Origin of the sequence: Shewanella sp. MF08487, assembly GCF_050848685.1 — a bacterium.
GTDB classification, from domain to species: Bacteria; Pseudomonadota; Gammaproteobacteria; order Enterobacterales; family Shewanellaceae; genus Shewanella; species Shewanella glacialipiscicola.
The window spans coordinates 23,755-49,839 of the sequence record NZ_JBOZPB010000020.1; the positions used below are offsets into that span (position 1 = coordinate 23,755).

The following is a 26,085-nucleotide window of genomic DNA, read 5'->3' on the forward strand; positions in this document are numbered from 1 at the left end:
TTAGCTCAGGGTAAAATAAGGAACTTTTTATCCAAATAGCTGCGAGTGTCTTATGCGTCCATTCTTGATTGCTCCATCAATTTTATCCGCCGATTTTGCCCGTTTGGGTGAAGATGTAAAAGCCGTGTTAGATGCGGGAACCGACGTAGTGCATTTTGATGTGATGGATAACCACTATGTTCCTAACTTAACGATTGGCCCTATGGTGTGCCAAGCGTTACGTAATTACGGTATTACTGCTGATATCGATGTGCATTTAATGGTGAAACCGGTTGACCGTATCGTGCCCGATTTTGCTAAAGCCGGTGCCTCTATTATTACTTTTCATCCAGAAGCCTCAGAACATGTTGATCGTACTTTACAGTTAATTAAAGAGTGTGGCTGTAAGGCGGGTCTGGTATTTAATCCTGCGACCCCGCTACATTACCTCGATCATGTAATGGATAAGCTTGATGTTATTTTGTTGATGTCAGTCAATCCTGGTTTTGGCGGTCAATTCTTTATCCCATCAACTTTAGATAAATTACGCCAAGTGCGGGCGCGTATCGATGCCAGTGGTTTTGATATTCGTTTAGAAGTCGATGGCGGCGTTAAGGTCGACAATATCGCCGAAATCGCTGCGGCGGGTGCGGACATGTTTGTTGCGGGCTCGGCTATTTTCGGTAAGCCAGATTATAAGGCCGTTGTTGATGAGATGCGTGCCGAACTTGCTAAAGTTGGGGCGTAAATATGTGGGATCAAATTAAAGCGATTGCGTTTGATCTTGATGGCACGTTGATTGACAGCGTGCCCGATCTAGCTGTGGCAACTCAAGCCGCTTTGGCTGAGTTGGGGTTAAGTAGTTGCACAGAAACTCAGGTACGGACATGGGTGGGTAACGGCGCCGAAATGTTAATGCGCCGTGCCATGACCCATGCGTTGGGATTGGATGTTAAGCAAACCGCTCTCGACGCTGCGATGCCAACTTTTATGCATCATTACCAAGAGAATCTTGAAAAGCACAGTGCGCTTTATGCTGATGTACACTCAGTACTACAAACTTTGTTCGATGCTGGTTATAAGCTGGCGGTGGTGACGAACAAGCCCTACCGTTTTACCTTGCCGTTACTTAATGCCTTTGGTATTAACGACTTTTTCAGTTTAGTGTTAGGTGGCGATACGCTCGCTAAAATGAAACCAGATCCTTTGCCGCTACAGCATGTATTACGTGAATGGCAATTAGAGAAAAGTCAGTTATTGATGGTAGGCGACTCTAAAAATGATATTTTAGCGGCGAAAGCGGCGGGGATAGCATCAATCGGCTTGACCTATGGCTACAACTACGGTGAAGATATTGGGCTCAGTGGCCCAGACGCCGTATGTGAGCAGTTTAGCGACATTTTGAACTGGGTAAATCCTACCAAGCAATAAGTGTTGACCCGTTTTTAGTCTTTTTTAAAGCCTTTTTCTTTATCATTTATAAAATAGTGGAGCAACGACGTAATGACCAAACCCATAGTATTTAGCGGTGCGCAGCCGTCCGGCGAATTAACCATAGGTAACTACATGGGTGCATTGCGTCAATGGGTTGCGATGCAAGATAGTCACGACTGTCTGTATTGTGTGGTCGACTTACATGCCATTACCGTGCGCCAAGATCCTAAAGTACTGCGCGAGGCGTGTTTAGATACCTTAACCCTCTATTTGGCCTGTGGAGTTGACCCTAAAAAAAGCACAGTATTTATTCAGTCACAGGTGCCGCAACACACTCAATTAGCTTGGGCATTAAACTGTTACACCCAAATGGGTGAGTTGAGCCGTATGACTCAATTTAAAGATAAATCACAAAAGCACGCAAGCAACATTAATGTGGGGTTGTTTGACTATCCGGTACTGATGGCGGCAGATATTTTGCTTTATCAAGCCAACGAAATCCCCGTAGGCCAAGATCAAAAGCAACATCTTGAGTTAACCCGCGATATCGCCACCCGTTTCAATAATGCCTATGGTGATACTTTCACTATCCCTGAGCCATTTATTCCAGAGCATGGCGCTAAAGTGATGTCACTCCAGGAGCCGCTGAAAAAGATGTCGAAGTCAGACGAGAACCGTAACAACGTTATCGGCTTGCTGGAAGATCCTAAATCTGTGCTGAAGAAGCTGAAAAAAGCCATGACAGATAGCGAAGAACCGCCAGTAGTACGTTTTGATATGGACAATAAGCCAGGAGTATCTAACCTGCTCAGTTTAATGTCAGGTGTCACTGGCCAGAGTATTGCAAGTTTAGAAGCCGAATTTGAAGGCAAGATGTATGGCCATTTAAAAGGCGCTGCGGGCGAAGCAGTTGTTAGCATGTTAGAGCCATTGCAAGAGCGTTACCGCGCTATTCGTAGCGACGGAGCTTACTTAGACCAAGTGATGAGGGCGGGTGCCGAAAATGCTCAAGCACGCGCTGAAGTGACACTGAAAAAGGTTTATGAAAAAATTGGTTTATTGATTTAGTTTATATCAATTATTTAGCCGACGTCTGCGTCGGCTTTTTTATACTCAAAATTCCCTTAAGCCTGTGATTTAAGCCAAGAGGAAAAGGCCGCAATTGCAGGTTCCGATAAACGGCGCTGTTTACAAAAGAAAGTAAATTCAAATCCGGTATGTACATCGGGGAGATTTAAGGCGACTAAACGTCCGGTGGCGATATCGCCAGTCACCATAAAATCTGGCGCTAGGGCTAAGCCTTGACCTGCAATCGCCGCTTCAATTGCCATCACAATATGGCTAAACACATGTTGTTGTTCATTATCAAGTGGGATCTGGTGCGCCGATGACCATTTGTGCCAGTCGAGCCCTAACGGCCCTTCATCGACAACGAGCAGAGCTTGTTGCTGGAAATTACTCAGGCTTATGTCGCGCCATTTAAGGTAAAAACTGGGGCTGCATACAGGAATTAAACGCTCTTTGTGCAGTAACTGTTGCCAATAACCACGTTGATTTAGCTTACCAGCGATGAAGATATCCGCGGTGCTGGTGCTTAGATCAGGATCTTGGGTGATCATCTCGAGGCGGATTTTCACGCTCGGATATTGGCGGCGAAAATCGGCGAGTCTTGGGATTAACCATTTTACTGAAAATGAGCTGTAAACGGCCAAGCAGAGTTGTTGATTTGGCGTATCGCGTACTTTCAAGTTGAGGTCGCTTAACTCGTTGAATATCCGCTCTAACTCTAGAAATAGTCCGTGCCCCTTAGGCGTTAACTGCAGTTTACGCCCCTGACGGTCGAACAGTTGCTCGCCAAAATACTCTTCTAATACTCGCACTTGGTGAGACACTGCACTTTGGGTAATGCACAGTTCATCGGCGGCCTTAGAAAAATGTTGCTGTCTGGCGGCAGCTTCAAACACTTGTAGAGCGCGTAATGGCGGGAGCTTTCTCATGATTTTCAATATCTAAAGGCTTTAGTATGAGTTTAATTCATCTAGCATTAGAAAGCATCATTTTAGCTTAAGTTTTGCGAGGATTATCATGCCACCATTGAGATTTATGGATGTTAAAAAATGCAACGCCCAGTTGTTATTGGTTTGATTTTATTGATAGTAGGTAACCTATTCAGTGCCTTCTATGACGTATCGATCAAGTGGTTACCGAGTGATACTAGTGCCTCAACTTTCCTCCTTGTTAGGCAAATTTCTTCAGTGTTTATGTTGTTACCTGTGTGGCTATATTCACAGCGGCCGATGACGACACATATTTCAGTTCACCTTTGGCGTGCCAACATAGGCTCAGTTGGTGCGCTTTTTTTAATTATTGGCTTGATGGCATTGCCACTCGCGACGGTTAGCTCATTGTTTTACTCTGCACCTTTGATGATCATCTTGATGGGATATTTTTTCCTGAGAGAGCGGATCACTGCCGCCCAAACTATCTGTACTGGCTTAGGTTTTGTGGGTATTTTGATTATCCTGCGTCCGAGCGAAATGAACTGGTATGGCGTCGCGGTACTATTTTCTGCTTTTACTTTTGCGGTGAATCAGTTAGCCCTAAAAAAGGTTCCTCATACCGAGCATCCCGTATTAACACTAATGCTGTATAACTTGCTGGGTATTCCGGCAACATTACTGATTGTGGCATTTCAAGGCGTTGCGGGTTTAAGTTGGGAGCTGGTGGGCGTGGCCTTGCTGAGCAACGCATTTTTATTGGTTTATCACTGGTTTTGTGTGCTGGCTTATCGCAAGGCACAGGCGAGTGATATCGCGATTGCGGAATACACAGGCTTGTTGTTTATTGTCTTTTTAGGCTGGTTGTTGTTCGATGAATGGTTGGATACTTTAAGTTGGCTCGGTGCCGCCTTAATCGTATTACCTTCGTTGTTTCTACCTTGGCTAGGATCACTATTTCTAAAATCGACGCCTAAAGTATTAACCTCGGTACCTAAAGTGGCAGATACGGTTACGCTAAAATGATGACTAGCGCATTGAGCCTAAGTACGTGAGCAAGCTCACCACTTAGGCTTAAGTTTAAAAGTATCAAGTTATTAAATCACTCTGCGTATTCAAATACTTTAATCACTTTACGTACACCAGCGGTATTACGGGCGATATCAACGGCTAAGTCTGCTTGCGAACGATGAATAACACCCAGCAAGAAAACTTCACCGTTTTCAGTGATGACTTTAATCCGCGTAACATCTAATCCCTTTTCATTTAGCATGCGGCCTTTCACTTTGGTCGTCACCCAAGTGTCATTGCTGCGCGTGGTAAATGATGTTGGATTGCCAATACGGATCTGATTGTGGATTTTGCCGCCTAGTTTTAGATCTTGTACGACTCTAACGGCTTTATCTCTTAACGTAGAGTTAGGCGCTTGGCCTATCAGCAGCACATTACCATTGACTGACACACCAGTGATATTGGTTTGTTTTTTAAGATCTTCTTGTTCTAGTAATGCACTAGTGATCCTAAAATCAGTATTAGTATCATCGAGCTGAGTCTTAACTGTACGTTCGTCGTTGGCCATCATAGCGCCACTCACTGCGCCCACCATAACAGCACCGGCGCAACCTTGTAGCAGCAAGCAAACTATTAACAGTGGGGCAGCGTGTCTCATTGCTGCTCGTCCTGTGGGAAGAGTGTACGGTCAATATTGTCACATAGGCAGTGGATAACCAGTAAGTGCACTTCTTGAATACGTGCAGTGACGTTCGAAGGCACGCGGATTTCTACATCACCCACACTCAGCAGACCTGCCATCGCGCCACCATCTTTACCCGTTAGCGCAACAATAGTCATGTCGCGGCTTAATGCGGCTTCCATGGCTTTGATTATGTTACCTGAGTTGCCGCTGGTAGAAATTGCCAGCAGAATGTCACCCGGTTGACCTAAGGCTAAGATTTGTTTTGAGAAAATCTCATCATAGCTATAGTCGTTGGCGATGGCAGTAATGGTCGACGTGTCGGTAGACAGGGCGATAGCCGGTAATGGTGGACGCTCAATCTCGTAGCGGTTGAGTAGCTCAGCAGAGAAGTGTTGCGCATCTCCAGCACTACCACCGTTACCACATGCGAGGATTTTATGGCCACCCAAAAGACAGTGCACCATCATCTCTGCCGCTTTGGCGATAGATTCTGGCAGTGCTTCGGCTGCATCGATTTTTGTCTGGATAGATTCAGTAAAGCTGTCTTTAATGCGTTCTAACATGGGTAAATCCTTTCAGGATAAAGTGTTGCTATCATGCCATATTTCCGCGCGGGAGTTGAGGCACAGACGTTAAAAATAATTTGTATTATAACTCTTTGGCTTTTGGTGCTTAAAAAGCATCAATCAGCCAATGAATTTGCTCAGTTTCTATCGCTATAACATCGAAACGACAGGGCACATCGAGCCTATGAAGTTGTAAATAATGGCTGGCCGCTTTACGAATTCGTGTGATTTGCGCGCGGCTTAGTGCTTGTAATGCGCCGCCATACAAATTTGCCGAGCGATACTTCACTTCGACAAATACCCAATGATTCTTATGGCGCATGATGAGATCAATTTCGCCAAACGGATAGCGGACATTGCGTTCGACAAACGTTAAACCTTGTTGTTCAAGGTAATCTTGCGCGCGCGACTCTGCCTGCTGTCCGAGTGTCATAACTGGCGGAAGCTGCCTGCTTGGTAACGTCCCCAGCTTAATTGACGGTTAACTATGCCATCGGAGCTCACCGATAACGCGCCACTACGGCCATTGTATTGGTAACCGGTGAAAGAGCGCATTTGTGCTAAGCGGCCGATCAAATCCATTGCATCATAACCCATTACAAACAAACGCTTCTGGCTGTTATTCCAGCTAGGAAATAAGGTCTTGACCATTAGGTTTTCTTCGCCGTTTTGCATCAACCACGGCGCATCACTTAAGGTTAAGTTATTTAAATCTTGCGCAGTTTGGGTACTTTCATTCTCAACTCGACTGCGGCTTGACGTGTATAGCGGTACAGGTTGAGTGAACACGCTAAAGTTAACGTCAATAAAAGCCTTTAGTAAGGTAAGGTCCTGTGGGGTTGAAATCATATAAATGGCATCGATATCTTGGCGCGAGCGGAAGTCTGCTTGCACAGAATTACCTACCAGCTCTTTGATACGAGCAATACGCGCTTGGCTATCTCGAACACCGAGGGCATCTTGCACTGTGGTTTTCATTTGGTCGCCGCCATCGTAGTAATAGACTTCGACAGCATTGTCGCTTTTCTTTTTCCACGCTTGAATAAAGCTCTCGGCCATACGCTTGCCCAGTGCATCATTGCTGGCGAGCAGTAATGGCATAGTGATGCCATCTTGATATAAATGCTCCGCTGCATCGGCCGCCTCTTGTGCGGGGGATAGTGCAAAGTAAAACTTATTTGGGTCCGGTGTAAACTGATCAACTTGATTTAAAAATAGTTGTGGCACCGATTGGGCGACTGCAACGGTATTGGCTATTTTTTCTGGGTTGGTAGCATTAGCTGCATTGGCCGCTGCATTAGTGGCGGCAGTGTTCGCTGCATTCATTACTTGCAGTTGTTCAATTTCAGTTGGTAGTAATGGGCCAATAATAAACTCGGCTCCTGCAGCTACGGCTTGCTGATAGGCTTTGGCTGCATCGTCGGCGGTATCAAAAAAGTTAACGGCGACTTGATCGTTTTGTTTAGCCATATAGCTGGCGAGTATACCTTGACGTATTGCATTGGCGGCGTTAGCTCTTGTGCCTGTGAGCGGTAACAGCACTGCAATGTTTTTCGGTGTAAACGGCTTAGCATTTAAGGTTCTATCCAAATCGGCGGGTAGCTTGGCTGCGGCAGGATGATAAGGATTTTGCTTCTGCCATTCGCCCAAATAGCGTACTAATTGAGAGGGATCAACGGCATAGTGCTTAGCGATATAAGCCAGTTGTAGCCAACCGGTAAATACTGGGTTTTTAGCATCTTGGGTAAAGGCCTTTAGTGTTTGTTCGTGCATCGGCTGCAGCACTTGCCAAATGGTGTTATTTACTTCGTTGGCTTGGGCGGGGGGTAAGTAAGTGGCCAGTAAACTCAACTCGCGTACTTGCTCAATTGGTTGTTTGTTCAATTGATATAAATGCGCTTTAAACTGATGATAGGCCGTCATTTGCCAGCTTGGTAAGTTCCAATCACTTGGATAATTTAGAATTTTGAGGGCATCACTATAAGTAGAGGTGTGTTCAAGCGCGCGCGCCGTTAAGTATTTATGTTCGGCAAGTAGTGTTGGGCTTTGCGTTAAGCTTGGCTGTATTGATTTAAGTAGCTTTTGCGCCGCAGCGTAGTCATTGGCATTAATATAGGCATGAGCCGCCTGCAGCAAGTTAGTATCGCGTTGCTGCGGATCTTTACTATTAGCCGCTTGGGCTAAATAGACATTTGCCGCCAAGGGGGCGGATGCTAATGAGGTCGCAACCGTCGCGGTCGTTCCAGTGGGATTGGGCGATGAAACACCACAACCCGCCAAGATTAACGATAAAATGGCCACGGAAACGAACTTAGTTGTATTCAGGCTTTTTAACACTGGGCTTCACTCTGGTAAGATGCGACCTCTAGTTTAACCTTCTCTCGCGCTTGACGAAAGTCTTGGCATGTCATTACAGAGGTATATATGGACCAAAGTGTCGCACTCTACATAGTTCCTACTCCCATAGGTAATTTGGGCGATATGAGCTCACGGGCAATAGAGGTGCTGAATCAGGTTTCATTAATCGCCTGTGAAGATACCCGCCACAGTGGTAAGTTATTGAGTCATTTCGGAATTACCACAAAAACTACGGCGTTGCATGATCATAACGAGCGCGCACGTGCCCAGTGGATAGTGGACCAATTAGCTGCGGGTCAATCGATTGCCCTAATTTCAGATGCGGGTACGCCATTGATTTCCGATCCTGGGTACCATTTAGTCTCCCATGTGCGTCAATCAGGCTTTAATGTGATCCCTTTGCCGGGCCCTTGTGCGGCGATTACCGCCTTAAGTGCCTCTGGTTTGCCATCAGACCGTTTTACTTTTGAAGGATTTCTACCATCAAAAGAAAAAGCTCGCGCCGATAAGTTATTGGCACTGAAAGAAGATCCGCGCACGCTGATTTTTTATGAGTCACCACACCGCATCGAGCATAGCTTAACGACTATGGTTGAAGTGCTGGGCGCTGATCGTCATGTCGTGATGGCGCGTGAAGTGACTAAAACCTTTGAAACTTTTTTATCTGGCCCTGTTTCTGAGGTGCTCGCTAAAGTGAGCACAGATCCTAACCAGCAAAAGGGCGAAATCGTGCTGATGGTCCATGGTCACCATGTGAGTGATGACGAAGGCATCCCCACGGTGGCGATTAATACGCTTAAACTCTTGTGCGAAGAATTGCCTCTGAAGAAAGCTGCTGCAATTGCAGCGCAAATTCATGGGCTTAAAAAGAATGCTTTGTATAAATACGGCCTAGAGTCTGATTTATAAGCGCTAAAACTACCACGAGCGGATTATCTATGGTGCATCAGGGTAGCTTAGGCTATAATCCGCGCCGAGTTGGCCAGACAGTCGCCGCGTTCAATAGAACGGGGAGGAAAGTCCGGGCTCCAAAGAGCGGGGTGCCAGGTAACGCCTGGGCGGTGCGAACCGACGACAAGTGCAACAGAGAGTAGACCGCCTGCCTGATTTATCAGGTCGGTAAGGGTGAAAGGGTGCGGTAAGAGCGCACCGTGCGGCTAGCAATAGTTCGTAGCAAGGTAAACTCCACCCGGAGCAAGACCAAATAGGGTTCCGTATGGCGTGGCTCGCGTTGGAACCGGGTAGGTCGCTTGAGCCTGTGAGCGATTGCAGGCCTAGATGAATGACTGTCCTAGACAGGACCCGGCTTATCGGCCAACTCACCTCATTCAATAAAAAGCCCGTTTGTCTCTAGAGACAAACGGGCTTTTTATTATTTAAATATTTATCCATATCTTAGCCGTTTCACTCAAGCCTGTTGTTCATCTCTATCGTTACAGTCATACAGTTTGTATTTATGCTTTGCTGCATACTCATTTTAATACTGAGCTACTGCACTCGCTTCACCCGAAGCCTTTCTAAAATATTTTGTTAAATACTTATTTTGTTAGATAGTTAGAGTTTGGTTATCCATCGCAAACCAAACAGACTACGCACTAATTTGACGGTACTGTTATGGCGCAGTTGAAATAAGCAACCAAGACCGAAACTCATCATTAAGCCAGGCGTTGACCCCATAAAAATACGAATATGTTGTCCCAATAATTGGCTATTTACCTGTAATTGTTCATTTTGAATTCGGCTTTGCTCCGTTAGTTCAGCGAGCCTTACCTGCTTTTTTTTCAGTAATCGTTGAATGAGCATGTTTAGTTTCCTGTTCTTGTTGTGCCGTTAAAGAACAAAAGGCGTATCTGTTGCCAAGTATTTGAAAAACCGGCTTGTGAAAGCACATAACTAAGACTGCGCCAGCACCAAAACAATAGAATAAATTGCAATATCACTAAAGTAGATGCGGTGATCAACACTGAGTGACTCAGTTGAAATAGCAAATAACCTAGTACTAATAAAATACTACCCCAAAATAGGATTATACCAGCGCCAAAGCAAACCACTAACGCCGCAGCAATGATTAGGCTGCGCCCAGTTAACTGCCATTCTGCGTTAGCTATTTTCTCAACCAGCATTAACTGATTAATATAGTTTTGCTTTGCTGAATGACCCAGCGCAGCTATCAATGACAGCTGTTCTATAGCTTGCTCTACCGCGCTATTTGGGGGCGACTGCGTAGGTGCAGCCTGCCCCGTACCCGTATCAACAGGTTGAGTTGGTTTTTGCGCAGGAGCGTCAGAACTTTCACGGCTCTGCATAACGTTACCTTAGCGACGACGTAGTAAAGCCGTGAACAGTGCACCCGCTGCAAACGCGATCCCCGCAGTGGCGAGTGGGTTTTGTACGGCAAACTCACGTGTTTTACTGTATGAGTTGTGCAGCTGCTGTTTGACTTCTTCTTGCTTGTGGGCAAGGGTTTCTTGCGAACTAGCGGCTGTTTTCCGTAATGTATCTTCAGCGGCAGCAGCTTTTACTGCTACAGCATCAACGGCATGATGAGTTGCCTCAGCCGCTTTTGCTGTAACGGGTGCTGCAACGAGTGAATCTACAGTGGCAGTAGCGTTATCTGTTGTACTTTTTGAGCTGGCCATAGGGAGCCTCCTTGGAAAACACTGCAAAATACAGCAACATACTGTACTTAATACTATGGTAGCAATCGATGTGCCATATAGTATAAGTGTTATAAAACAGTTGCTTAATCTGGTTTCCTCTTAAATGGTGTAGTCCTGTTGCTGTAGAAGTTACCTATTTTGAGTAATTTTTACCTATCGAGTGATAAGTAAAGGACGTCATTAATAATGGTTGTACTTTGTACTGTAACTAAGGCATGGCGACAACATACTCAAGTTTTTGCTTAAGGCATGCTTATACATTGGGTCAGTTTCAGTATTTCGTCTGCGATCACCATTTATCGTGAAAAATGTCAGCAATGTTTTGCTTTATTAATTTAAGTGAATCGGTCGTGCCTCTGGCATAGTGTGCTAATGCAGTGCTTTTATTTGCAGTTAATTTAATTCTTTAAAAGTAGTTATTAATATGCAGGTTTTATCAGCCTGATTAAGGCTGAGCGCGTTAATACTTAAAAACTTTGCTTTACTAAGAATCGCCATTCCCAGCTATTGGTTGCATCGCCGCCAGTGTAAGGGACTGAGAAATCAATATGCGCAACGTTGCCATAGCTAGAGCGTGAGGAGTAAATCCGCGCACCAATGCCTATGCTACCCAGTGGGCCGCTGACTTCGTTATTATCGGCGAGTTGACCACCAGAGGCTTGGCCCAAATCGGTAAATACTGCCCAGCCGAGTTCAGCCAGTTGGTATAAATTAATATTGGGGTAGTTGCGTATCTCTGCGGTGAGCAACCATTGATTATCCCCTTGTTGATATTCGTTGGGGTAACCGCGCACGCCAGTTTCATCCCCTAGTCCTTCGGTGAGATCCAGATAAGTGTTTTGTGAAAGGCTAGCCCAAGCTTTACCATAAGCCGTCCACTTAGGGTGAATTTGATAGAAATATTCAGCTTGAATATCCACTGTGTAAGTGTCTTTTTGGCTGGTAGCGATGGTACTTGTACCGCCCATTTCCAATAGCCATAGCTGATTATCAAACTTATAGCCGCCTGCACTTTGCCATTTAACGTGGTAGCCAATAGGGCTGTTGTCGTCTACGTCATTGGTTTCTAGGCCGAGTTGCATGTAGTGGTGCCAACCTAGATTAAAGTCCTCATTATTAGTAATGAGATGCACGTTATTGAGTACATAGAAATCATCTTGGATAAACTCATAGCCAACCCAAGGATACATAAAGTCCCTATTTGGGGGGAGCATTGATGTAGGATAGAGCTCAGTGTTGACGAATTCGTGTTTATCTTGAGTCACGCCGGTAATAAAGCGAGAAAGATGTTCACTGTTTTTATTGATTAACCAGCCATATTGTAGATTGAGGTAATCAATGGTGTGCTCGAATTCATTCACATCCTCCCCATTTTGTCTCAGCGTATCTATACGGTTCTCATCTAAAAACTCTGCTGAATACATGGTATTAGTATTAAGTGAATAGAATGGCTTACTGACATAAACGTGTTTGGCTTGGCCGTCGCTATTATCATAAAACTCGGCCGCAAGGATACCGTGTTCGATAATGCTGATCGGGGCTTCAAAGGCAAAGGCATAACCATTACGGGATTCATTAGATTGGTATTTGAGGCGGGTGCGGATACCTGTTCCAAACAAGTTGTCTTCTTTAACGCCAAAAGAATAGCGGGTGTCGCCGCCTGAGCTACTTAAGCTTGCAGTCGGGAGTAAGGACCAGTTATCCCAGGTTTCGACGACGACAGATTCAAGTGCTGGATCGGTATCGGCTTCGGGATCTTTTTCGGCAACATAAACCTTGGCGTCGCGAATGTAGGGCACCGCGCGGAGGAGTCGCTGGGATTCGTCGAGATCTTTTTGGCTAATACTATCAGTTTCGTTAAACGTCAGATTATCGAGGACCACATATTCTTTAGTATTAATATGTAGGGCGTTAGCCCAGCGGTGGATAAAAAAAGCATCCGGAGCGGATTCATCAAAAATGGGGTTGTTAACCACTACTATCTTGCTGATTTTTTTGGTTTGTTTAACCTTATGTTCAGCTTTAACATCTTCTGCTTGGGCAACATGGAGGCAGCTGCTAATGCAGCAAGGTAGGATGCATGCATACTGGACGAATTTCTGCATAAAAGGCCACTCCGATGAAATTGGCGACTGCAGTAAAAATAATTTTACGCTGCAATTTACAATTTAATAACACACGGAAACGGGCTGCTCGTCAAGGAAATAGTAAAATAAGTTTCTTATTTTACTTAATGTTAGCTTAAGAATGTCGCTGGGCAATACGCTGTAGCTAGATTTGAACTTGTTACAAGGTTCGTCTAGGTGGTACGGCGACATTAGCAAAGATGAGTCCTGCAATGAGTGACATAAAAATCAGGAAAATTTGCGATCCAATGTGTGATTGATTCAGCATGGTCTCACCAGAGATCAACGCATTGAGTCCAATATAGGTTTTACTGCCAGGCACTAAGATGACGATACCTTGCAGCAGTGCAATGGAGGCGGGTGCTTTCATCCAGCGGGCAAAGAGGTTGGAGTAAATCCCTACGGCTAAAGCACCGAAAAAAATCCCCACTGAATCACCAAAATAATGTCCACCCAGCATGGCCGAGAAAAACGCAACAATTCCCGCTAATACACCCCAAGGCGAATCTTGCATCCGTGCTTTGAAGATAAACACTAATGCCATAGATAAAATCGGCACCGCTGACCAAATTGCCCAACGTGGCAAGCCTTCTGGTTCTGTATGAATCGCTTCACCAAATGCGGCGATACCGATTGCCATGCCGAGCACTGCACCGAAGTACAGCTTAAACAACTGCATTGTCGCATCCATAATGCGCGCAGTTCCCGAAATTAAATCACGAGCGGCGAGTTCGGCTAAGCCTAGCGTTAACGCCAAGCCAGGAATAAAAATAATGATGGAGGAGAGGATCACCACTGGGATATTAATATTGGGATCGATTCGCGCTATACCACAGGCAGCAATGGCACAAAGAATAGTTGCGAAGGGTTCGAGTACCTCGGCCATACGCGCTGAACGCTCGGCGCGGTATACCAAGCCATAAACAAACAAACCTAAGAGCCCCGACCAAAATACATCGTTCCAGCCAGTGCCCATCAGCATAGCAAAGGCGGCGGCTGCCGTACCAAAGGAAAAGCAGGTTAATACTGGGCCATAGGGATTAGGTTTGTTAGCAATTTCTTCTAAGCGATCTAAGGCTTCGGCTAAGGTGCGTTTTCCTGACGTTAATTCATCAACTAATTCGTCGGTGCGGGCAAGTGAGCCTAGATCGAGCTCGCCAGGTTTGACTCGAGCCGCATGGTTATATTCTTGATCGGTATCGTGTTGCAATACAAAAGTCATCGAAGTGGGCGAAATCAAAAAATAGCCTTCGATACCTAAGGTGCGGGCGACGGTTTGTAAATGGGTTTCTAGCCGATAGGCGGGTGTGCCAAATTTATGTAAAGCCTTACCTAGCTTGATGATAAATCTGCGTTTTTCGATAAACTCGTCGTTATCCAATCGGGGTATTCACTGTATAAAAAGTTGTCGGGAATGACGCGCGCATATTAACCGATATTTTCGTTAAAAGGTTAATGCCTTTTAACGAAAATATAAATAAATTACTGAATTTTTACCGCTCGGGCTATAGTCAGTTTTTTGATACAAGGAGATATCTATGTCTATGATGGTGACGGGCCTTTACGCTAGCCTTACGGGATTACTCACCGTAGCTTTAGCTTATCGAGTCGTAAAATTAAGAAGAAGCCACAAGATTGGCCTTGGGGATAGTGGTAATAGCGCGCTTTCCCTGGCATGCAGAGTCCATGGTAACCTGATGGAAAATGCGCCTATCGTATTAATTTTAATGCTGGTGGCCGAAGCGGGAGGCTTGCCTGCATTTTATTTACACTGTTTTGGGACAGTGTGGATAGTGGCGCGCTTACTCCATGCTATTGGCTTAACTCAAGGCCAAGGTGGTTATCATTTTGGTCGTTTTTTGGGCGTATTGCTCACTTGGCTAGTGATTATCAGTTTGGCGCTGGTGGATTTGTTGTATTTTATCCAAGGGCTAGCAAAGGGATGGTAGGCTTGTTGGATGGGGCGGTCGATTTCGCCCTAAGCCATATCCATAGCGGATTTAAGGGTATTGCACTTAAGGCTTAAATACTCTCAAATATGCCTTGGTTGATGTTTTTTTAATCGTGCTTATCCTTCGTTGCCTGCTATACTCCGCGTCCCTAAATTGGCATCGCTGTTCCAGTGACGCCTTTATTTGATACTACGTTTTCGGGTCACAAACGATGCAAGTTGAATCCACACTCTTTAGTCATCCCAAGTATTGGGCCACGGGCGACAGTACTGCGCCTTTCTTACCTATGTCTCGCAAGGAGATGGATAAGCTTGGCTGGGATAGCTGTGACGTTATCATAGTCACGGGCGATGCTTATGTGGATCATCCAAGCTTTGGTATGGCGGTGATCGGCCGAATGCTAGAAGCTCAAGGTTATCGTGTGGGGATTATTTCTCAACCCGATTGGTCGAGTAAAGATGCCTTTATGCAACTGGGCCGACCCAACCTGTTTTTCGGCGTAACCGCTGGCAACATGGATTCAATGATCAACCGTTATACCGCTGACCGTCGTTTACGTTCTGACGATGCTTATACCGCCGGAGATATTGGCGGTAAGCGTCCCGATCGCGCGGTAACCGTATATACCCAACGTTGTAAAGAAGCCTTTAAAGATGTGCCAGTGATTATTGGCGGCATCGAAGCCAGTTTACGCCGTATCGCCCATTACGATTATTGGTCTGACAAAGTGCGCCGCAGTGTGATTTTTGACGCAAAGGCCGATTTGCTCATGTATGGCAATGCTGAGCGTCCCTTAGTGGAAGTGGCGCGTCGCTTAGCCGCTGGTGAACCGATTAGTTCATTGCACGATGTGCGTGGCACAGCCGTTATCCGTAAAGAGCCTCTGCCAGAATGGCGCGGTATGGACTCGCGCAAGATTGACCAACTGCACAAGATTGAACCCTTACCTAATCCTTACGGCGCCGATGATGTGGGTTGTGCTAACTTGTCTGGCCCGTCGGATGTGAAGATATTCGATAACGAAGCACCTAAGCCTATTAGCGTTCAACCGCCTAAACCTAAGCCATGGGATAAAACCTATGTGCTGCTGCCAGCGTTTGAAAAAGTCTCTGAAGACAAATATTTATATGCCCATGCTTCACGGATTTTGCACCAAGAGCAAAACCCAGGTTGTGCCCGTGCGTTATTTCAACCCCATGGCGACCGCGCCGTTTGGGTAAACCCTCCCGCATGGCCGCTTAATACCGATGAGATGGACGCGGTATTTGATTTAGCCTATCAACGTGTACCACATCCGATTTATGGCAAGGACAAAATCCCTGCCTACGACATGATTAAAACCTCAATTAACATTATGCGTGGCTGCTTTGGTGGCTGTTCTTTCTGTTCGATTACTGAGCATGAAGGTCGGATTATTCAAAGTCGCTCACAAGAGTCGATTGTTAAAGAAATCAAAGATATTCAACAAAAAATTCCGGGATTTAAAGGCGTTATTTCTGACTTAGGCGGCCCAACCGCCAACATGTACCGCTTAGGTTGTACTAGCGAGAAAGCCGAGAAAACCTGTCGTCGCTTATCTTGCGTGTTCCCATCCATTTGTGGGCACTTAGGCACAGATCATAAACACACCATCGATTTGTACCGTGCGGCGCGCGCTGTTCCAGGTATTAAGAAGGTGTTAATTGCATCGGGTGTGCGCTATGACCTGGCGATTGAAAGTCCAGAATATGTAAAAGAATTAGTGCAGCACCATGTCGGCGGCTACTTAAAAATCGCCCCTGAGCATACCGAAGAAGGGCCGCTCAGTAAGATGATGAAGCCCGGCATGGGCGCCTACGATAAGTTTAAAGAATTGTTCGACAAGTTTTCGAAGGAAGCGGGCAAAGAGCAGTTCCTGATCCCTTACTTTATTTCGGCGCATCCAGGCACGACCGACGAAGATATGGTGAATTTAGCGTTGTGGTTGAAGGAGCGTAAGTTCAAGCTCGACCAAGTGCAGAACTTTTATCCGTCACCAATGGCGAATGCGACCACGATTTATCATACCGAGTTAAACTCGCTGAAAAACGTCAAGCACACTAGCGAAGTGGTGTCTGTGCCGAAGAAAGGGCGTCAACGTCGCTTGCATAAAGCATTGCTGCGTTATCACGATCCTGCGGGTTGGCCATTGATCCGTGAAGGATTAACTGCCATGGGGCGTGAAGACTTGATCGGTAATAGTCCGCATCAGTTAGTGCCGCCAGAAGGTCGAAATGAGCGCGGACCTAAGTGGATGAAAGATGCCAACCAAGGCCAAAAAGCCTTTACTCGCTTCTCGGGTAATCAGTTTGATGACCGCAATGGCGATGGCAAATCTAAAGGTGCGGCTAAAGGCGGCGCGCAAGCTCAAGTTGATGCTGAATCAAAACCAGCCGCTAAAGGTGGAAAACCCGCAGCGAATGGCGCTAAGCCTGCTGGTTCTAAGCCAACGGGAACTAAACCAACCGGCTCTAAACCTAGCGGAGCCCATTCGAGCCGCCCTGGAGCGAAAGCGCCCTTCGGCCAGTCTGGTTTTAAGGCCGGAGGTGCTCAAGCTAAAGGCGGAAATCCATCAAAGAGTGGTGGTAAACCAGCAGGTAAGCCATCCCAAGGTCGCCAACAGGCTAAGTAATCACTTTTCGCTATCATAATAATGTACAAAGGCCGCTCCAGACGTGAGTTTGGAGCGGCCTAGCTAGCATGAATATCCCGCTATACTCTCTTTCTTTACAATCCTTTTTACTATCCTTTTTGATTTCGCCACAATTTTGCCAGTATGTTTACCTTAGCTCAGTCTGAAATAAGTTAATGCATATACGTGCTAGCACTTGAGCTTTTTGTTATCAGCCCCTCATCATCTTTACCGATAAATGCTTACAATGAGCGGCGCCGCGATAAAAGAGTCCTAACTGGTATCGCAGGGCGAACTATTATAAAATCTCGTCTGATGCTTATGTCTACTATTTGTTTATATTCGATATTTTAGCTATACATCTCACCCATATCAGCGGCTTGTTAACTAACATTAGATACTATGAATAAAAAGCGTAGACCCACTCTTCAAGACGTTGCCGATCAAGTTGGGATCACCAAAATGACGGTGAGCCGCTATTTAAAAAATCCAACAAGGGTGGCGAAAAGCACTCAAGAAAAGATAGCTATCGCGCTAGAAACATTAGGTTATATTCCTAATCGCGCGCCGGAAATTTTGGCGCAAGCGACCAGCCGCGCCATTGGTGTGTTAGTACCGTCGTTAACCAACCAAGTGTTTGCTGAAGTGCTGCGCGGTATCGAGAATGTGACCGGCAAACGCGGTTATCAAACCATGCTGGCTCACTACGGGTATCAGGCAGAATTAGAAGAGGAGCGGGTGGCATCACTGCTTTCTTACAATATTGATGGCTTACTCTTGTCCGAAAGTTACCACACACCGCGTACCGTGCGAATGATTGAAACGGCGGGCATTCCGGTCATCGAAATGATGGATAGTGTGTCCCCTTCGATTCAACAGTGTGTGGGGTTCGATAACACAGCTGCCGCATATGAAATGGTTAAGGCCATGATTGCAAAAGGCTATCGCCACATTGCTTACTTAGGCGCGCGCATGGATATTCGCACTCAGCTTAAGATGCGAGGCTACGAGTTAGCGATGCAGGAAGCCAAGCTCACACCTTTGGCGATGACCACCAATGAGGCTTCATCGTTTTCTTTGGGTGCGTCGTTATTGCAACAAACCGTAGCGAAATATCCCTATGTGGATAGCTTTTTCTGCACCAACGATGATTTGGCGGCGGGGGTGATTTTTGAGTGTCAAAGACAAGGCATCAAGATCCCAGAACAAATTGGCGTTGCAGGGTTTCATGGCCATGATATTGGGCAATCGATGACGCCAAAATTGGCGAGCATTATTACCCCGAGAAAGGAGATAGGTCGAATTGCTGCCACTGAGTTATTAGACAGGTTAAATGGCAAAGAGATAGCAGAATCGGTTATCGATCTGGGCTATCGTATTGATTTAGGGGAAACATTGTAGACTTCCCCTCTATTTTTCGCTTAACGGCTAATGCCTAATGTTTTTGATCACTGGCTAGCGTTAGAGAAACGCTGAGATGATGACTGCAACTATGCCGCCCGTCGTACCGATAATGGTCTCCATTACCGTCCAGGTTTGCAGCGTTTGTTTTTCTGACAATCCAAGAAAACGGTTTGCGAGCCAGAAGCCTGAGTCATTGACGTGCGAGAGCACAATCGAACCACCGCCAATGGCAATCGTAATCGCTGCCAATTGAGCACCATCTAAGTTCAATGGTTCAAGTATCGGGATGATAAGGCCGCAAGCCGTTAACATGGCCACGGTGGCCGACCCTTGAATAACGCGCACCGAAGCCGACAAAATAAATGCCAGTATTACAATCGGTAATCCTGAACCCGCCAACATATTGCCTAATGCATCGCCGACACCCGAATCAATCAGCACTTGCTTGAACACGCCGCCAGCACCGGTGACGAGAATAATAACCCCAGCAGGTTGGAGCGCACTGCTACAGATTTCCATGATGCGGTCATTGGGAATATTACGTCTCACGCCCAGTACATAAAATGCGATTAAACAGGCTAGCAAAATGGCGGTGAATGGATGACCAATCAAGGCGAGCCAATTATGCAGATCGGATTTTTCATCAATAAAGCGTGACACTACCGTCTTTAAACCAATAAGCAGCAGTGGAAAAATCACAATACTGATTGAGAGCGCGAATGAGGGGATAGGTCCACCTTCTCGTTCGCCTTTTTCCTGCTGTTCGTGGGCTGGCAGCTCAACATGGACTTTTTGGGAGATGAGGCTGGCAAAGAGTGGGCCGCCTAGAATCATTGCCGGAATCGATGCCAATAAACCGAAGACGATCATGTAGCCAAAGTCGGCATTGAGCTGTGAAGCGACCAAAATAGGCCCTGGTGCAGGGATGAGAAATGCCTGACAGGTGGCAATACCCGCGAGCAGTGAAATACCAATTTTAACGACGCTGCCGCCACCTTTACGAACCACGGCAAAGGCGATGCCAATCAGTAGTACCACAGCAACATCGAAGAAGAGAGGTAATGCACAGATAAAGCCAGTAAAGGTCATCGCCCAGTGGGCTTTGTCGTTACCAAATTTATTCAGCAGTGTATGGGCTATCTGATCGAGTGCACCAGTCTCTTCCATGACGCGACCAAACATCGCCCCCAAAGCGACCACCACCGCCACAAAGCCCAGTGTTCCCCCCATACCTTGTTGAATAGTATTAGTGATATCGGCTGGGTTCATGCCAGAGAAAAGACCAGCAATTATTGACACCAGTATCAGTGATACCACTGCATGTAATCTCACTTTCATCACTAAGAACAGTAGCAGGGCGATTGAACCCAGCGCTGTCAGAATCAATGACATATCAGACATAAGAGGACTTTTCCTTGTTAGTTAAGTTGTCCACATTTTTGTAGGTTACCGGTAACATGTTACCCGTAATATGGTAGAGTGGGAAGTGACTAAATTCGAGAATTGGCATGAGGTTAACAAAGTGGCAGAGAGAAAAAAAGGCAATAGCTATGTGTTCATGGGCGTCTCTAGTTGTGGCAAATCTTCGATTGGTGCCGCGGTGGCAAAGGCGTTAGAGACTAAATTTATTGATGGTGATGACCTGCACCCTAGAGCTAATATTATCAAGATGAAATCTGGCTCACCGCTCAATGATAGCGATCGTGCTCCTTGGCTTGAGCGCATCAATGACGCTGTGTATAGCATTGAGCAAAAGGGTGAACAGGGGGTGATTGTCTGCTCTGCACTGCGTCGCCAGTATCGTGACTTAATCCGTCAGAACAACAGCAAGCTAGTGTTCATTCATCTATACGGAGATTTTGAATTAGTCAAAGAACGCATGTTTGCGAGAAAAGCTCACTTCATGCCGATTGAGCTACTCAAGAGTCAGTTCGACACGCTGGAAATGCCCGCTACTGATGAAGCTGATGTTATCCAAGTGAGTATAGATGGATCTTTTGAAGACGTGGTGCAGCGCTGTATTCAGGCGATAAATGGCGAAAAATAGTAATGTCGAACATTGGAACAGAGCATAAGGCTTACTATTGGTGATAACTTTTGGGGATTGATCTTTGCTTTAAAAAGCGAGACGTGTCTTATTGATAAGCCATAAGCAGGTATTCTCTAGGGGTTATAGGCTAGCCTATGACCCCTAATTAATTGTTTTCGATAATGTATTAGCCGTATTTAGGCTGGACGCGTATCGGCAACGGGCGTTTGGTTTGAGATCACACCGAAGATAGTCCAACCGAAGAAGGTGGCTATGGCGCCAAGCATCACTGCGGTTTCGCCTGAGCTATACAGAGCATAGAAGCTATATAGCGCACCGATCACGGCAATCACGTTGGCAATACGGGCTTTATTAACGGGCACTTTTTGCTGTCTTTGCATTATGCCAAGCGCGGCCATCGATAGTATGTAAGGCACAATGTTGGTGACGACAGCGAGGTTAACGAGTGCTTCGAACTGTTTGCTCAGTGATGGGCTAATAGTCATCAGAGATAAAACGGTTTGAATACAAACGATAATGGTCATACCCCAAATTGGTGCGTCGGCTTTACTGACTTTAGAGAAGATTTTAGGGAAGAATCCTTCATCGGCAGAGGCTTTAAACACTTGGGCAATAGTGAACTGCCAACCTAACAGTGAGCCAGTACAAGAGATAATGGCGCAAGCCATCACGATTTTACCGACCACAGGGTTAAACATTTGCGCGAAGGCTAAACCGAAGGGCGCGTTTGACATGGCAAGTTCGGCGTTTGGCACAATACCGGCAATGACGTTGGTAGAGATGATATAAATTACTGCTGCACCTAAGGTACCGGCCATCACTGCGATAGGTACGTTTTTTTCTGGGTTATCGACGGCTTCTGAGTTTGCACAGGCCGATTCTAAACCAAGGAATGCCCACAAAGTCATCGCGATAGAACCGCCTAACGCTTTGAAGAATGGCATATCATGCGGATTCCATGCGCCTTTGTAGAGGTCGATGTCGAACCAGAACCAACCAATTAACGACACGCCAATCACGGGCAGAATAATCCCCCACACAGTCACGCTACTGACGCGACCTGTGATACGGGCACCACCGAAGTTAGCAATTGTTGCCAGCCAAAGCACACCAACGGTCGCAAGACAAATGGCCATCGGGCTTAAGTTAACTTCCAGCAACACGGCAGCGTAACCCACTGCAGAGATAGCAATCGCGACGTTGGCGATTAATAGTGAGACGGCATAGGTGTAGTTGGCCATAAAGTTTCCAGAACGGCCGAAGGCATATTCGGCATAACCGCCCATACCACCGGATTTTTTACTGAACATACCGCACTTGGCAAAAGCGTAGGCAAGGGCAGTTGAACCCGCCGCCGTGACTAACCAAGATAAAATTGAAATAGTACCGACTTGAGCTAATTGGGTTGGCAGCATAATAATGCCTGAACCCATCATGTTGACTATGGTGATAATAGTTAATTGGACGACGCCAATTTTATTTTCTGATTTACTCATACTAATAACCTAATTTAGGTGACTTATTATAGGAGGCATGAATTTGACTGCAGAGTGGGGTTAATAAACTCTGCAGTCAGTCTTCATTATTTATTTAGTACATAGCCCATTGCTTGAATTTTGCCGTCTGCGGTATTTTCGAGATAAACACCTTGCAGTTCTGGTGAGAATCCAGGTAATAAGTTGATACCTTCTTCGAGAGCTTGGAAATAACGCTGAACAGAGCCGCCCCATATTTCACCTGGCACCATACATAACACGCCTGGTGGGTAAGGAAGTGCGCCTTCTGCGGCAATTCTTCCCTCAATTTGTGATAGCGGAACTAATTCGACTTTGCCACGAATAAACTCTAGGTTTGCTTCCTGTGGGTCCATGATTTTGGTTGGGAAATGCGCTTTACGGAACATTTCTTTCTGCAGTTGTTTTACGTCATGGCTGACATAAAGATTGTGCATTTCTTGGCAGAGTTGGCGGATGGTATAGTCTTGATAACGGGCTTTATTGGCGTTATAAACGTTAGGTAATACTTCAGATAATGGCGCATCTTCATCGACTAATTTCTCGAAACGAGATATTTGCGAGACCAGATGTTGCATCTTGGCCATATCTTCCGCAGGTGTCATCAGGAATAAAATCGAATTCAAGTCGCACTTCTCTGGAATAATATTATTTTCCCGTAAGAAGTTAGCCAAAATAGTCGCTGGAATACCAAAGTCGGTATATTTACCGGTTTCTACATCTATGCCTGGTGTTGTTAATAGGAACTTACAAGGGTCAACGAAGTATTGGCCTTTTTCATAACCTTCGAATGAGTGCCATTTTTGACCAGGTTCGAATTCGAAGAAGCGTAAGTCATCGGCCATTTGTTCGGTTTCATAGTCTTGCCATAGGCGGCCATCTATCATTGTTGGCACGAATGGTTTGATATATTTACACTTTTTGAGCAATAGCTTACGTGCTTCGATACCCGCTTTTACCGCTTCGCGCCACAGATAACGACCGCTTGCGCCTTCATGCATTTTCGCGTTCACATCTAGCGCCGCAAATAAAGGATAGAAGGGACTGGTAGAGGCATGCATCATAAAGGCGTTGTTGAAGCGTTTATGGTTGCAATATCTATCTTGGCCTTTGATATGTTTATCTTTTTTATGGATTTGCGAGGTTTGTGAGAAACCAGCCTGTTGTTTATGCACCGACTGAGTCACGATAATGCCTGGATCTTCAGCAGTCAGTTCGAGCAAGAGTGGTGAGCAGTCATTCATCATAGGGATGAACTGTTCATAACCCACCCAAGCCGAGTCGAATAAGACGTAATCACAGAGATGGCCAATTTTATCAATCACTTGTCGAGCATTGTAGATAGTGCCGTCATAGGTGCCGAGTTGGATTATCGCTAAGCGGAATGGGCGTTTTTCATCAGCTCTTTCTGGCGCGACTTCGCGAATTTGCTCTCTTAAATAGGACTCTTGGAAACAGTGGGCATCAATGCCACCAATAAATCCGAAGGGATTACGCGCGGTTTCTAAATAAACAGGTGTAGCACCTGCTTGAATTAATGCGCCATGGTGATTTGATTTGTGGTTATTGCGGTCGAATAATACCAGGTCGCCTTTCGCTAACAGCGCATTAGTCGCGACTTTATTTGATGACGAAGTACCGTTAAGTACGAAATAGGTTTTATCGGCATTAAAGACTTTGGCAGCATATTTCTGCGCTGCCAGTGGCGCGCCTTCATGGATCAGTAAGTCACCTAATTTGACGTCGGCATTACACATATCCGCGCGGAAAATCGTTTCGCCAAAAAAGTCGAAGAATTGGCGGCCCACAGGGTGTTTACGGAAGAATTGTCCGCCTTGGTGACCTGGGCAAGCAAAGGTGGAATTACCCATTTCAACATACTTTTTCAAGGTGCCGAAGAAAGGCGGTAATAGCGCTTGCTCATATTTATCGACCGCAGTTTCGACCTGTTTTCCGTAGAAGTCAGTGTTATCACCGCAGAGTTCAAATACCCCTGTAATCGATGAGCAAACATCATCAGGGAAGGTTTCTTCACAGCAAACTGAAACGAAAATGGGCAGTTTCAATCCGGTGTTTTTAATCTTTTCAACAATACCATTTCTAACATCATCAACAGAGACGACAGCCGCGCCCACATCGCAAAAATCTGTGGTTAATACATTGACAACTTCTCTGTCGATATCGAAACAAGATCTGACAGATAAGCTAGCGGCTACTTTTAATGATTTCATAGTTAATTTCCCTTTTATTTTATAAAAATAGATACAAGTGTGCCTATACCTAATTAAAAACATTAATGGTATGAAAATTAGATATAGCTATTCCGTGCGCAGATTAAATGTGGTTATGCCAAAAGTTACGAAATAAATATAAGTAGAAATATATTTATTGAGCGTATGAATAGCTTAGCCGCAGTAAAACTGCACTGATAAAAAATGCTTTGATAGTGACGCAAGATAATAAATCAAAAAAAGACAGTACATTAGTGTTTGCAAAAATTAGAGCAATAGCACTTTAGACCTGTTCGTTGATCTACTACCTGCGCTGAGATTAGCGGAGGAAGATAAAGGAGTGATCGAAATAGTCACGTTGACTAGGCATCATGATATGCCGCGTGCGCCGGATATGCGCCATTATTTTAGATTTCCTCTTCATATACGACTCCATTATGACTTAGAGAAAATAGTTAGGTTTTTATTACGGAGTGAAGTTTATATGTGAGTTATAAATAAAATTATGACCTATGTCTTACTTTTTAATAATCAGCACTTAAATTTAACTTATTTAATCGATATTAAATAGAGTCAATCATACTTAAATGTCGTTATCTAAATTATGAAAGTAAATATTGTCAGTGTTATGTAAATAATATTTTTTGCATAAAACATCTTATTATTTTTTTTAATCTTAATTAAAGCGCTGTAGTAATAAGCATCTTGGTTTATACCGCATGACGCACTTGCATGGTTATGCATAAATTTGCTTTACAAAACTACCTGTATGCTGAGAAATTGCAAAAATGACAGTTTTTTTCTCACATTTGAGCATTTTGGGCAGAAAGTTGCCGTTTTAGGGCAGATGTGACCTTTTGGATTGACGTAGATTAGTCTGGTCGAAACATCAATGGGAGATAGACATGAATAAATGGTGGCTAGGAGCGAGTTTAGTATTGGGCTTATTTGGACAGGCACATGCTATGACGTTAACGAGCAAAGATATGAGCGAGGGCAATAAACTCACATCGCAATTAGTATTTAATGGTTTCGGTTGCCAAGGTGAAAACATTTCGCCGCAACTGACTTGGACTGAAGTACCTGCGGGGACGAAAGCGTTTGCAGTGACGGCTTATGATCCTGATGCGCCAACGGGCAGCGGTTGGTGGCACTGGGCGGTATATAACTTACCCGCAGCGCAAACATCACTGACGCAAGGCGCGGGCTCGCATGCCGATGCACTGCCCAAAGGTGCTATCGCCTTGAAAAATGACTTCGGCACCACTGACTTTGGTGGCGCTTGTCCGCCAGAAGGACATGGCGTGCACAGGTATGAATTCACTGTGTGGGCATTGCCTAGTACGTTAGAGCTGCCAAAGGACGCTAGCCCTGCATTATTGGGCTTTATGCTCAGGGCACAAGCGCTCGGCAACGCCAAGTTGACCGCGGTATATAACCGATAATCCACTGATGATTAGGCTGGTGT

At 45.5% G+C, this 26,085-nt stretch carries 24 protein-coding genes and 1 other RNA gene; 11 read left to right on the top strand and 14 right to left on the bottom strand.

From position 1 onward, the window contains the following. The first annotated feature begins 52 nt into the window (after window positions 1-52). The 3 genes from rpe (at window position 53) to trpS (ending at window position 2,481) form a co-directional block, all read left to right on the top strand. Window positions 53-727 (top strand): ribulose-phosphate 3-epimerase, encoded by a 675-nt coding sequence (gene rpe, locus ACRN9H_RS13850; protein WP_432314506.1) that lies wholly within the window; start codon window positions 53-55, stop codon window positions 725-727. 2 nt (window positions 728-729) lie between these two features. Next, window positions 730-1,410 carry a phosphoglycolate phosphatase gene (locus ACRN9H_RS13855; protein WP_432314508.1) on the top strand — a complete coding sequence of 227 codons (681 nt, stop codon included), beginning with the start codon at window positions 730-732 and terminating at the stop codon, window positions 1,408-1,410. A 72-nt stretch (window positions 1,411-1,482) separates the two neighbouring features. Then, window positions 1,483-2,481 (top strand): tryptophan--tRNA ligase, encoded by a 999-nt coding sequence (gene trpS / locus ACRN9H_RS13860; RefSeq protein WP_432314509.1) that lies wholly within the window; start codon window positions 1,483-1,485, stop codon window positions 2,479-2,481. Window positions 2,482-2,537: 56 nt separating this feature from the next. On the opposite strand, the gene ACRN9H_RS13865 is transcribed toward trpS, so the two are convergent. Continuing rightward, window positions 2,538-3,410: a LysR substrate-binding domain-containing protein gene (locus ACRN9H_RS13865; protein WP_432314511.1), complete on the bottom strand. Its 873-nt coding sequence runs from the start codon at window positions 3,408-3,410 to the stop codon at window positions 2,538-2,540. A gap of 120 nt (window positions 3,411-3,530) precedes the next feature. Between ACRN9H_RS13865 and ACRN9H_RS13870 the strand changes: the two genes are divergently transcribed. After that, a complete protein-coding gene (locus tag ACRN9H_RS13870; RefSeq protein ID WP_432314513.1) occupies window positions 3,531-4,436 on the top strand; it encodes a DMT family transporter in 906 nt (301 codons plus the stop codon). A gap of 76 nt (window positions 4,437-4,512) precedes the next feature. On the opposite strand, the gene dolP is transcribed toward ACRN9H_RS13870, so the two are convergent. The 4 genes from dolP to ACRN9H_RS13890 form a co-directional block, all read right to left on the bottom strand. Further along, a complete protein-coding gene (gene dolP, locus ACRN9H_RS13875) occupies window positions 4,513-5,079 on the bottom strand; it encodes a division/outer membrane stress-associated lipid-binding lipoprotein (RefSeq protein WP_432314515.1) in 567 nt (188 codons plus the stop codon). After that, entirely contained in the window at window positions 5,076-5,669 is a 594-nt protein-coding gene (locus tag ACRN9H_RS13880) for a phosphoheptose isomerase (RefSeq protein WP_220773307.1), read from the bottom strand. Before ACRN9H_RS13880 ends, dolP begins: the two co-directional genes overlap by 4 nt. 109 nt (window positions 5,670-5,778) lie before the next feature. After that, window positions 5,779-6,105, bottom strand: a complete 327-nt coding sequence (locus ACRN9H_RS13885) for a YraN family protein (protein WP_432314517.1) — start codon at window positions 6,103-6,105, stop codon at window positions 5,779-5,781. Then, on the bottom strand, window positions 6,102-8,009 hold the full coding sequence (locus ACRN9H_RS13890; protein WP_432314519.1) for a penicillin-binding protein activator: 1,908 nt from the start codon (window positions 8,007-8,009) through the stop codon (window positions 6,102-6,104). The genes ACRN9H_RS13885 and ACRN9H_RS13890 overlap by 4 nt, the downstream gene beginning before the upstream one ends. An 87-nt stretch (window positions 8,010-8,096) precedes the next feature. On the opposite strand from ACRN9H_RS13890, the gene rsmI reads away from it, so the two are divergent. Together rsmI and rnpB are read left to right on the top strand one after the other, a co-directional pair. Then, window positions 8,097-8,939, top strand: a complete 843-nt coding sequence (gene rsmI, locus ACRN9H_RS13895; RefSeq protein ID WP_220773310.1) for a 16S rRNA (cytidine(1402)-2'-O)-methyltransferase — start codon at window positions 8,097-8,099, stop codon at window positions 8,937-8,939. A 65-nt stretch (window positions 8,940-9,004) separates the two neighbouring features. Next, window positions 9,005-9,356: RNase P RNA component class A (gene rnpB / locus ACRN9H_RS13900), an RNA gene on the top strand. 228 nt (window positions 9,357-9,584) lie between these two features. Here rnpB and ACRN9H_RS13905 read toward each other — a convergent pair. The 5 genes from ACRN9H_RS13905 to ACRN9H_RS13925 all read right to left on the bottom strand — a co-directional run bounded on the left by ACRN9H_RS13905 (window position 9,585) and on the right by ACRN9H_RS13925 (window position 14,197). Further along, window positions 9,585-9,833 carry a hypothetical protein gene (locus ACRN9H_RS13905; RefSeq protein ID WP_432314521.1) on the bottom strand — a complete coding sequence of 83 codons (249 nt, stop codon included), beginning with the start codon at window positions 9,831-9,833 and terminating at the stop codon, window positions 9,585-9,587. A gap of 2 nt (window positions 9,834-9,835) precedes the next feature. Further along, on the bottom strand, window positions 9,836-10,336 hold the full coding sequence (locus ACRN9H_RS13910; protein ID WP_432314522.1) for a hypothetical protein: 501 nt from the start codon (window positions 10,334-10,336) through the stop codon (window positions 9,836-9,838). A 9-nt stretch (window positions 10,337-10,345) separates the two neighbouring features. After that, window positions 10,346-10,669, bottom strand: coding sequence for a DUF883 domain-containing protein (locus ACRN9H_RS13915; protein ID WP_432314524.1), 324 nt, complete (start codon window positions 10,667-10,669; stop codon window positions 10,346-10,348). Window positions 10,670-11,157: 488 nt separating this feature from the next. Next, on the bottom strand, window positions 11,158-12,795 hold the full coding sequence (locus ACRN9H_RS13920; RefSeq protein ID WP_432314526.1) for a hypothetical protein: 1,638 nt from the start codon (window positions 12,793-12,795) through the stop codon (window positions 11,158-11,160). A 181-nt stretch (window positions 12,796-12,976) separates the two neighbouring features. Then, complete coding sequence (locus ACRN9H_RS13925; RefSeq protein WP_432314528.1) at window positions 12,977-14,197, bottom strand: threonine/serine ThrE exporter family protein; 1,221 nt, start codon at window positions 14,195-14,197, stop codon at window positions 12,977-12,979. A 157-nt stretch (window positions 14,198-14,354) separates the two neighbouring features. On the opposite strand from ACRN9H_RS13925, the gene ACRN9H_RS13930 reads away from it, so the two are divergent. From ACRN9H_RS13930 to gntR, 3 genes are all read left to right on the top strand, one after another. Continuing rightward, window positions 14,355-14,765, top strand: a complete 411-nt coding sequence (locus ACRN9H_RS13930) for an MAPEG family protein (protein ID WP_432314530.1) — start codon at window positions 14,355-14,357, stop codon at window positions 14,763-14,765. A gap of 214 nt (window positions 14,766-14,979) precedes the next feature. After that, a complete protein-coding gene (locus ACRN9H_RS13935; protein WP_432314532.1) occupies window positions 14,980-17,418 on the top strand; it encodes a YgiQ family radical SAM protein in 2,439 nt (812 codons plus the stop codon). A gap of 402 nt (window positions 17,419-17,820) precedes the next feature. After that, window positions 17,821-18,819, top strand: coding sequence for a gluconate operon transcriptional repressor GntR (gene gntR, locus ACRN9H_RS13940; RefSeq protein ID WP_432314534.1), 999 nt, complete (start codon window positions 17,821-17,823; stop codon window positions 18,817-18,819). Window positions 18,820-18,879: 60 nt separating this feature from the next. On the opposite strand, the gene gntU is transcribed toward gntR, so the two are convergent. Then, window positions 18,880-20,223 carry a gluconate transporter gene (gntU, locus tag ACRN9H_RS13945; protein WP_006083518.1) on the bottom strand — a complete coding sequence of 448 codons (1,344 nt, stop codon included), beginning with the start codon at window positions 20,221-20,223 and terminating at the stop codon, window positions 18,880-18,882. A gap of 85 nt (window positions 20,224-20,308) precedes the next feature. On the opposite strand from gntU, the gene ACRN9H_RS13950 reads away from it, so the two are divergent. Then, window positions 20,309-20,869 carry a gluconokinase gene (locus tag ACRN9H_RS13950; RefSeq protein WP_432314536.1) on the top strand — a complete coding sequence of 187 codons (561 nt, stop codon included), beginning with the start codon at window positions 20,309-20,311 and terminating at the stop codon, window positions 20,867-20,869. Between the two features lie 179 nt (window positions 20,870-21,048). Here the strand turns inward: ACRN9H_RS13950 and potE are convergent, their stop codons facing one another. The 3 genes from potE to speFL form a co-directional block, all read right to left on the bottom strand. Continuing rightward, window positions 21,049-22,368 carry a putrescine-ornithine antiporter gene (gene potE / locus ACRN9H_RS13955; protein WP_432314538.1) on the bottom strand — a complete coding sequence of 440 codons (1,320 nt, stop codon included), beginning with the start codon at window positions 22,366-22,368 and terminating at the stop codon, window positions 21,049-21,051. An 86-nt stretch (window positions 22,369-22,454) separates the two neighbouring features. Then, window positions 22,455-24,617: an ornithine decarboxylase SpeF gene (gene speF / locus ACRN9H_RS13960; RefSeq protein WP_432314540.1), complete on the bottom strand. Its 2,163-nt coding sequence runs from the start codon at window positions 24,615-24,617 to the stop codon at window positions 22,455-22,457. 319 nt (window positions 24,618-24,936) lie between these two features. Beyond that, on the bottom strand, window positions 24,937-25,053 hold the full coding sequence (speFL, locus tag ACRN9H_RS13965) for a leader peptide SpeFL (RefSeq protein WP_100199882.1): 117 nt from the start codon (window positions 25,051-25,053) through the stop codon (window positions 24,937-24,939). Window positions 25,054-25,522: 469 nt separating this feature from the next. Between speFL and ACRN9H_RS13970 the strand changes: the two genes are divergently transcribed. Further along, window positions 25,523-26,062, top strand: coding sequence for a YbhB/YbcL family Raf kinase inhibitor-like protein (locus ACRN9H_RS13970; RefSeq protein WP_432314542.1), 540 nt, complete (start codon window positions 25,523-25,525; stop codon window positions 26,060-26,062). The last annotated feature ends 23 nt before the right edge of the window (window positions 26,063-26,085 follow it).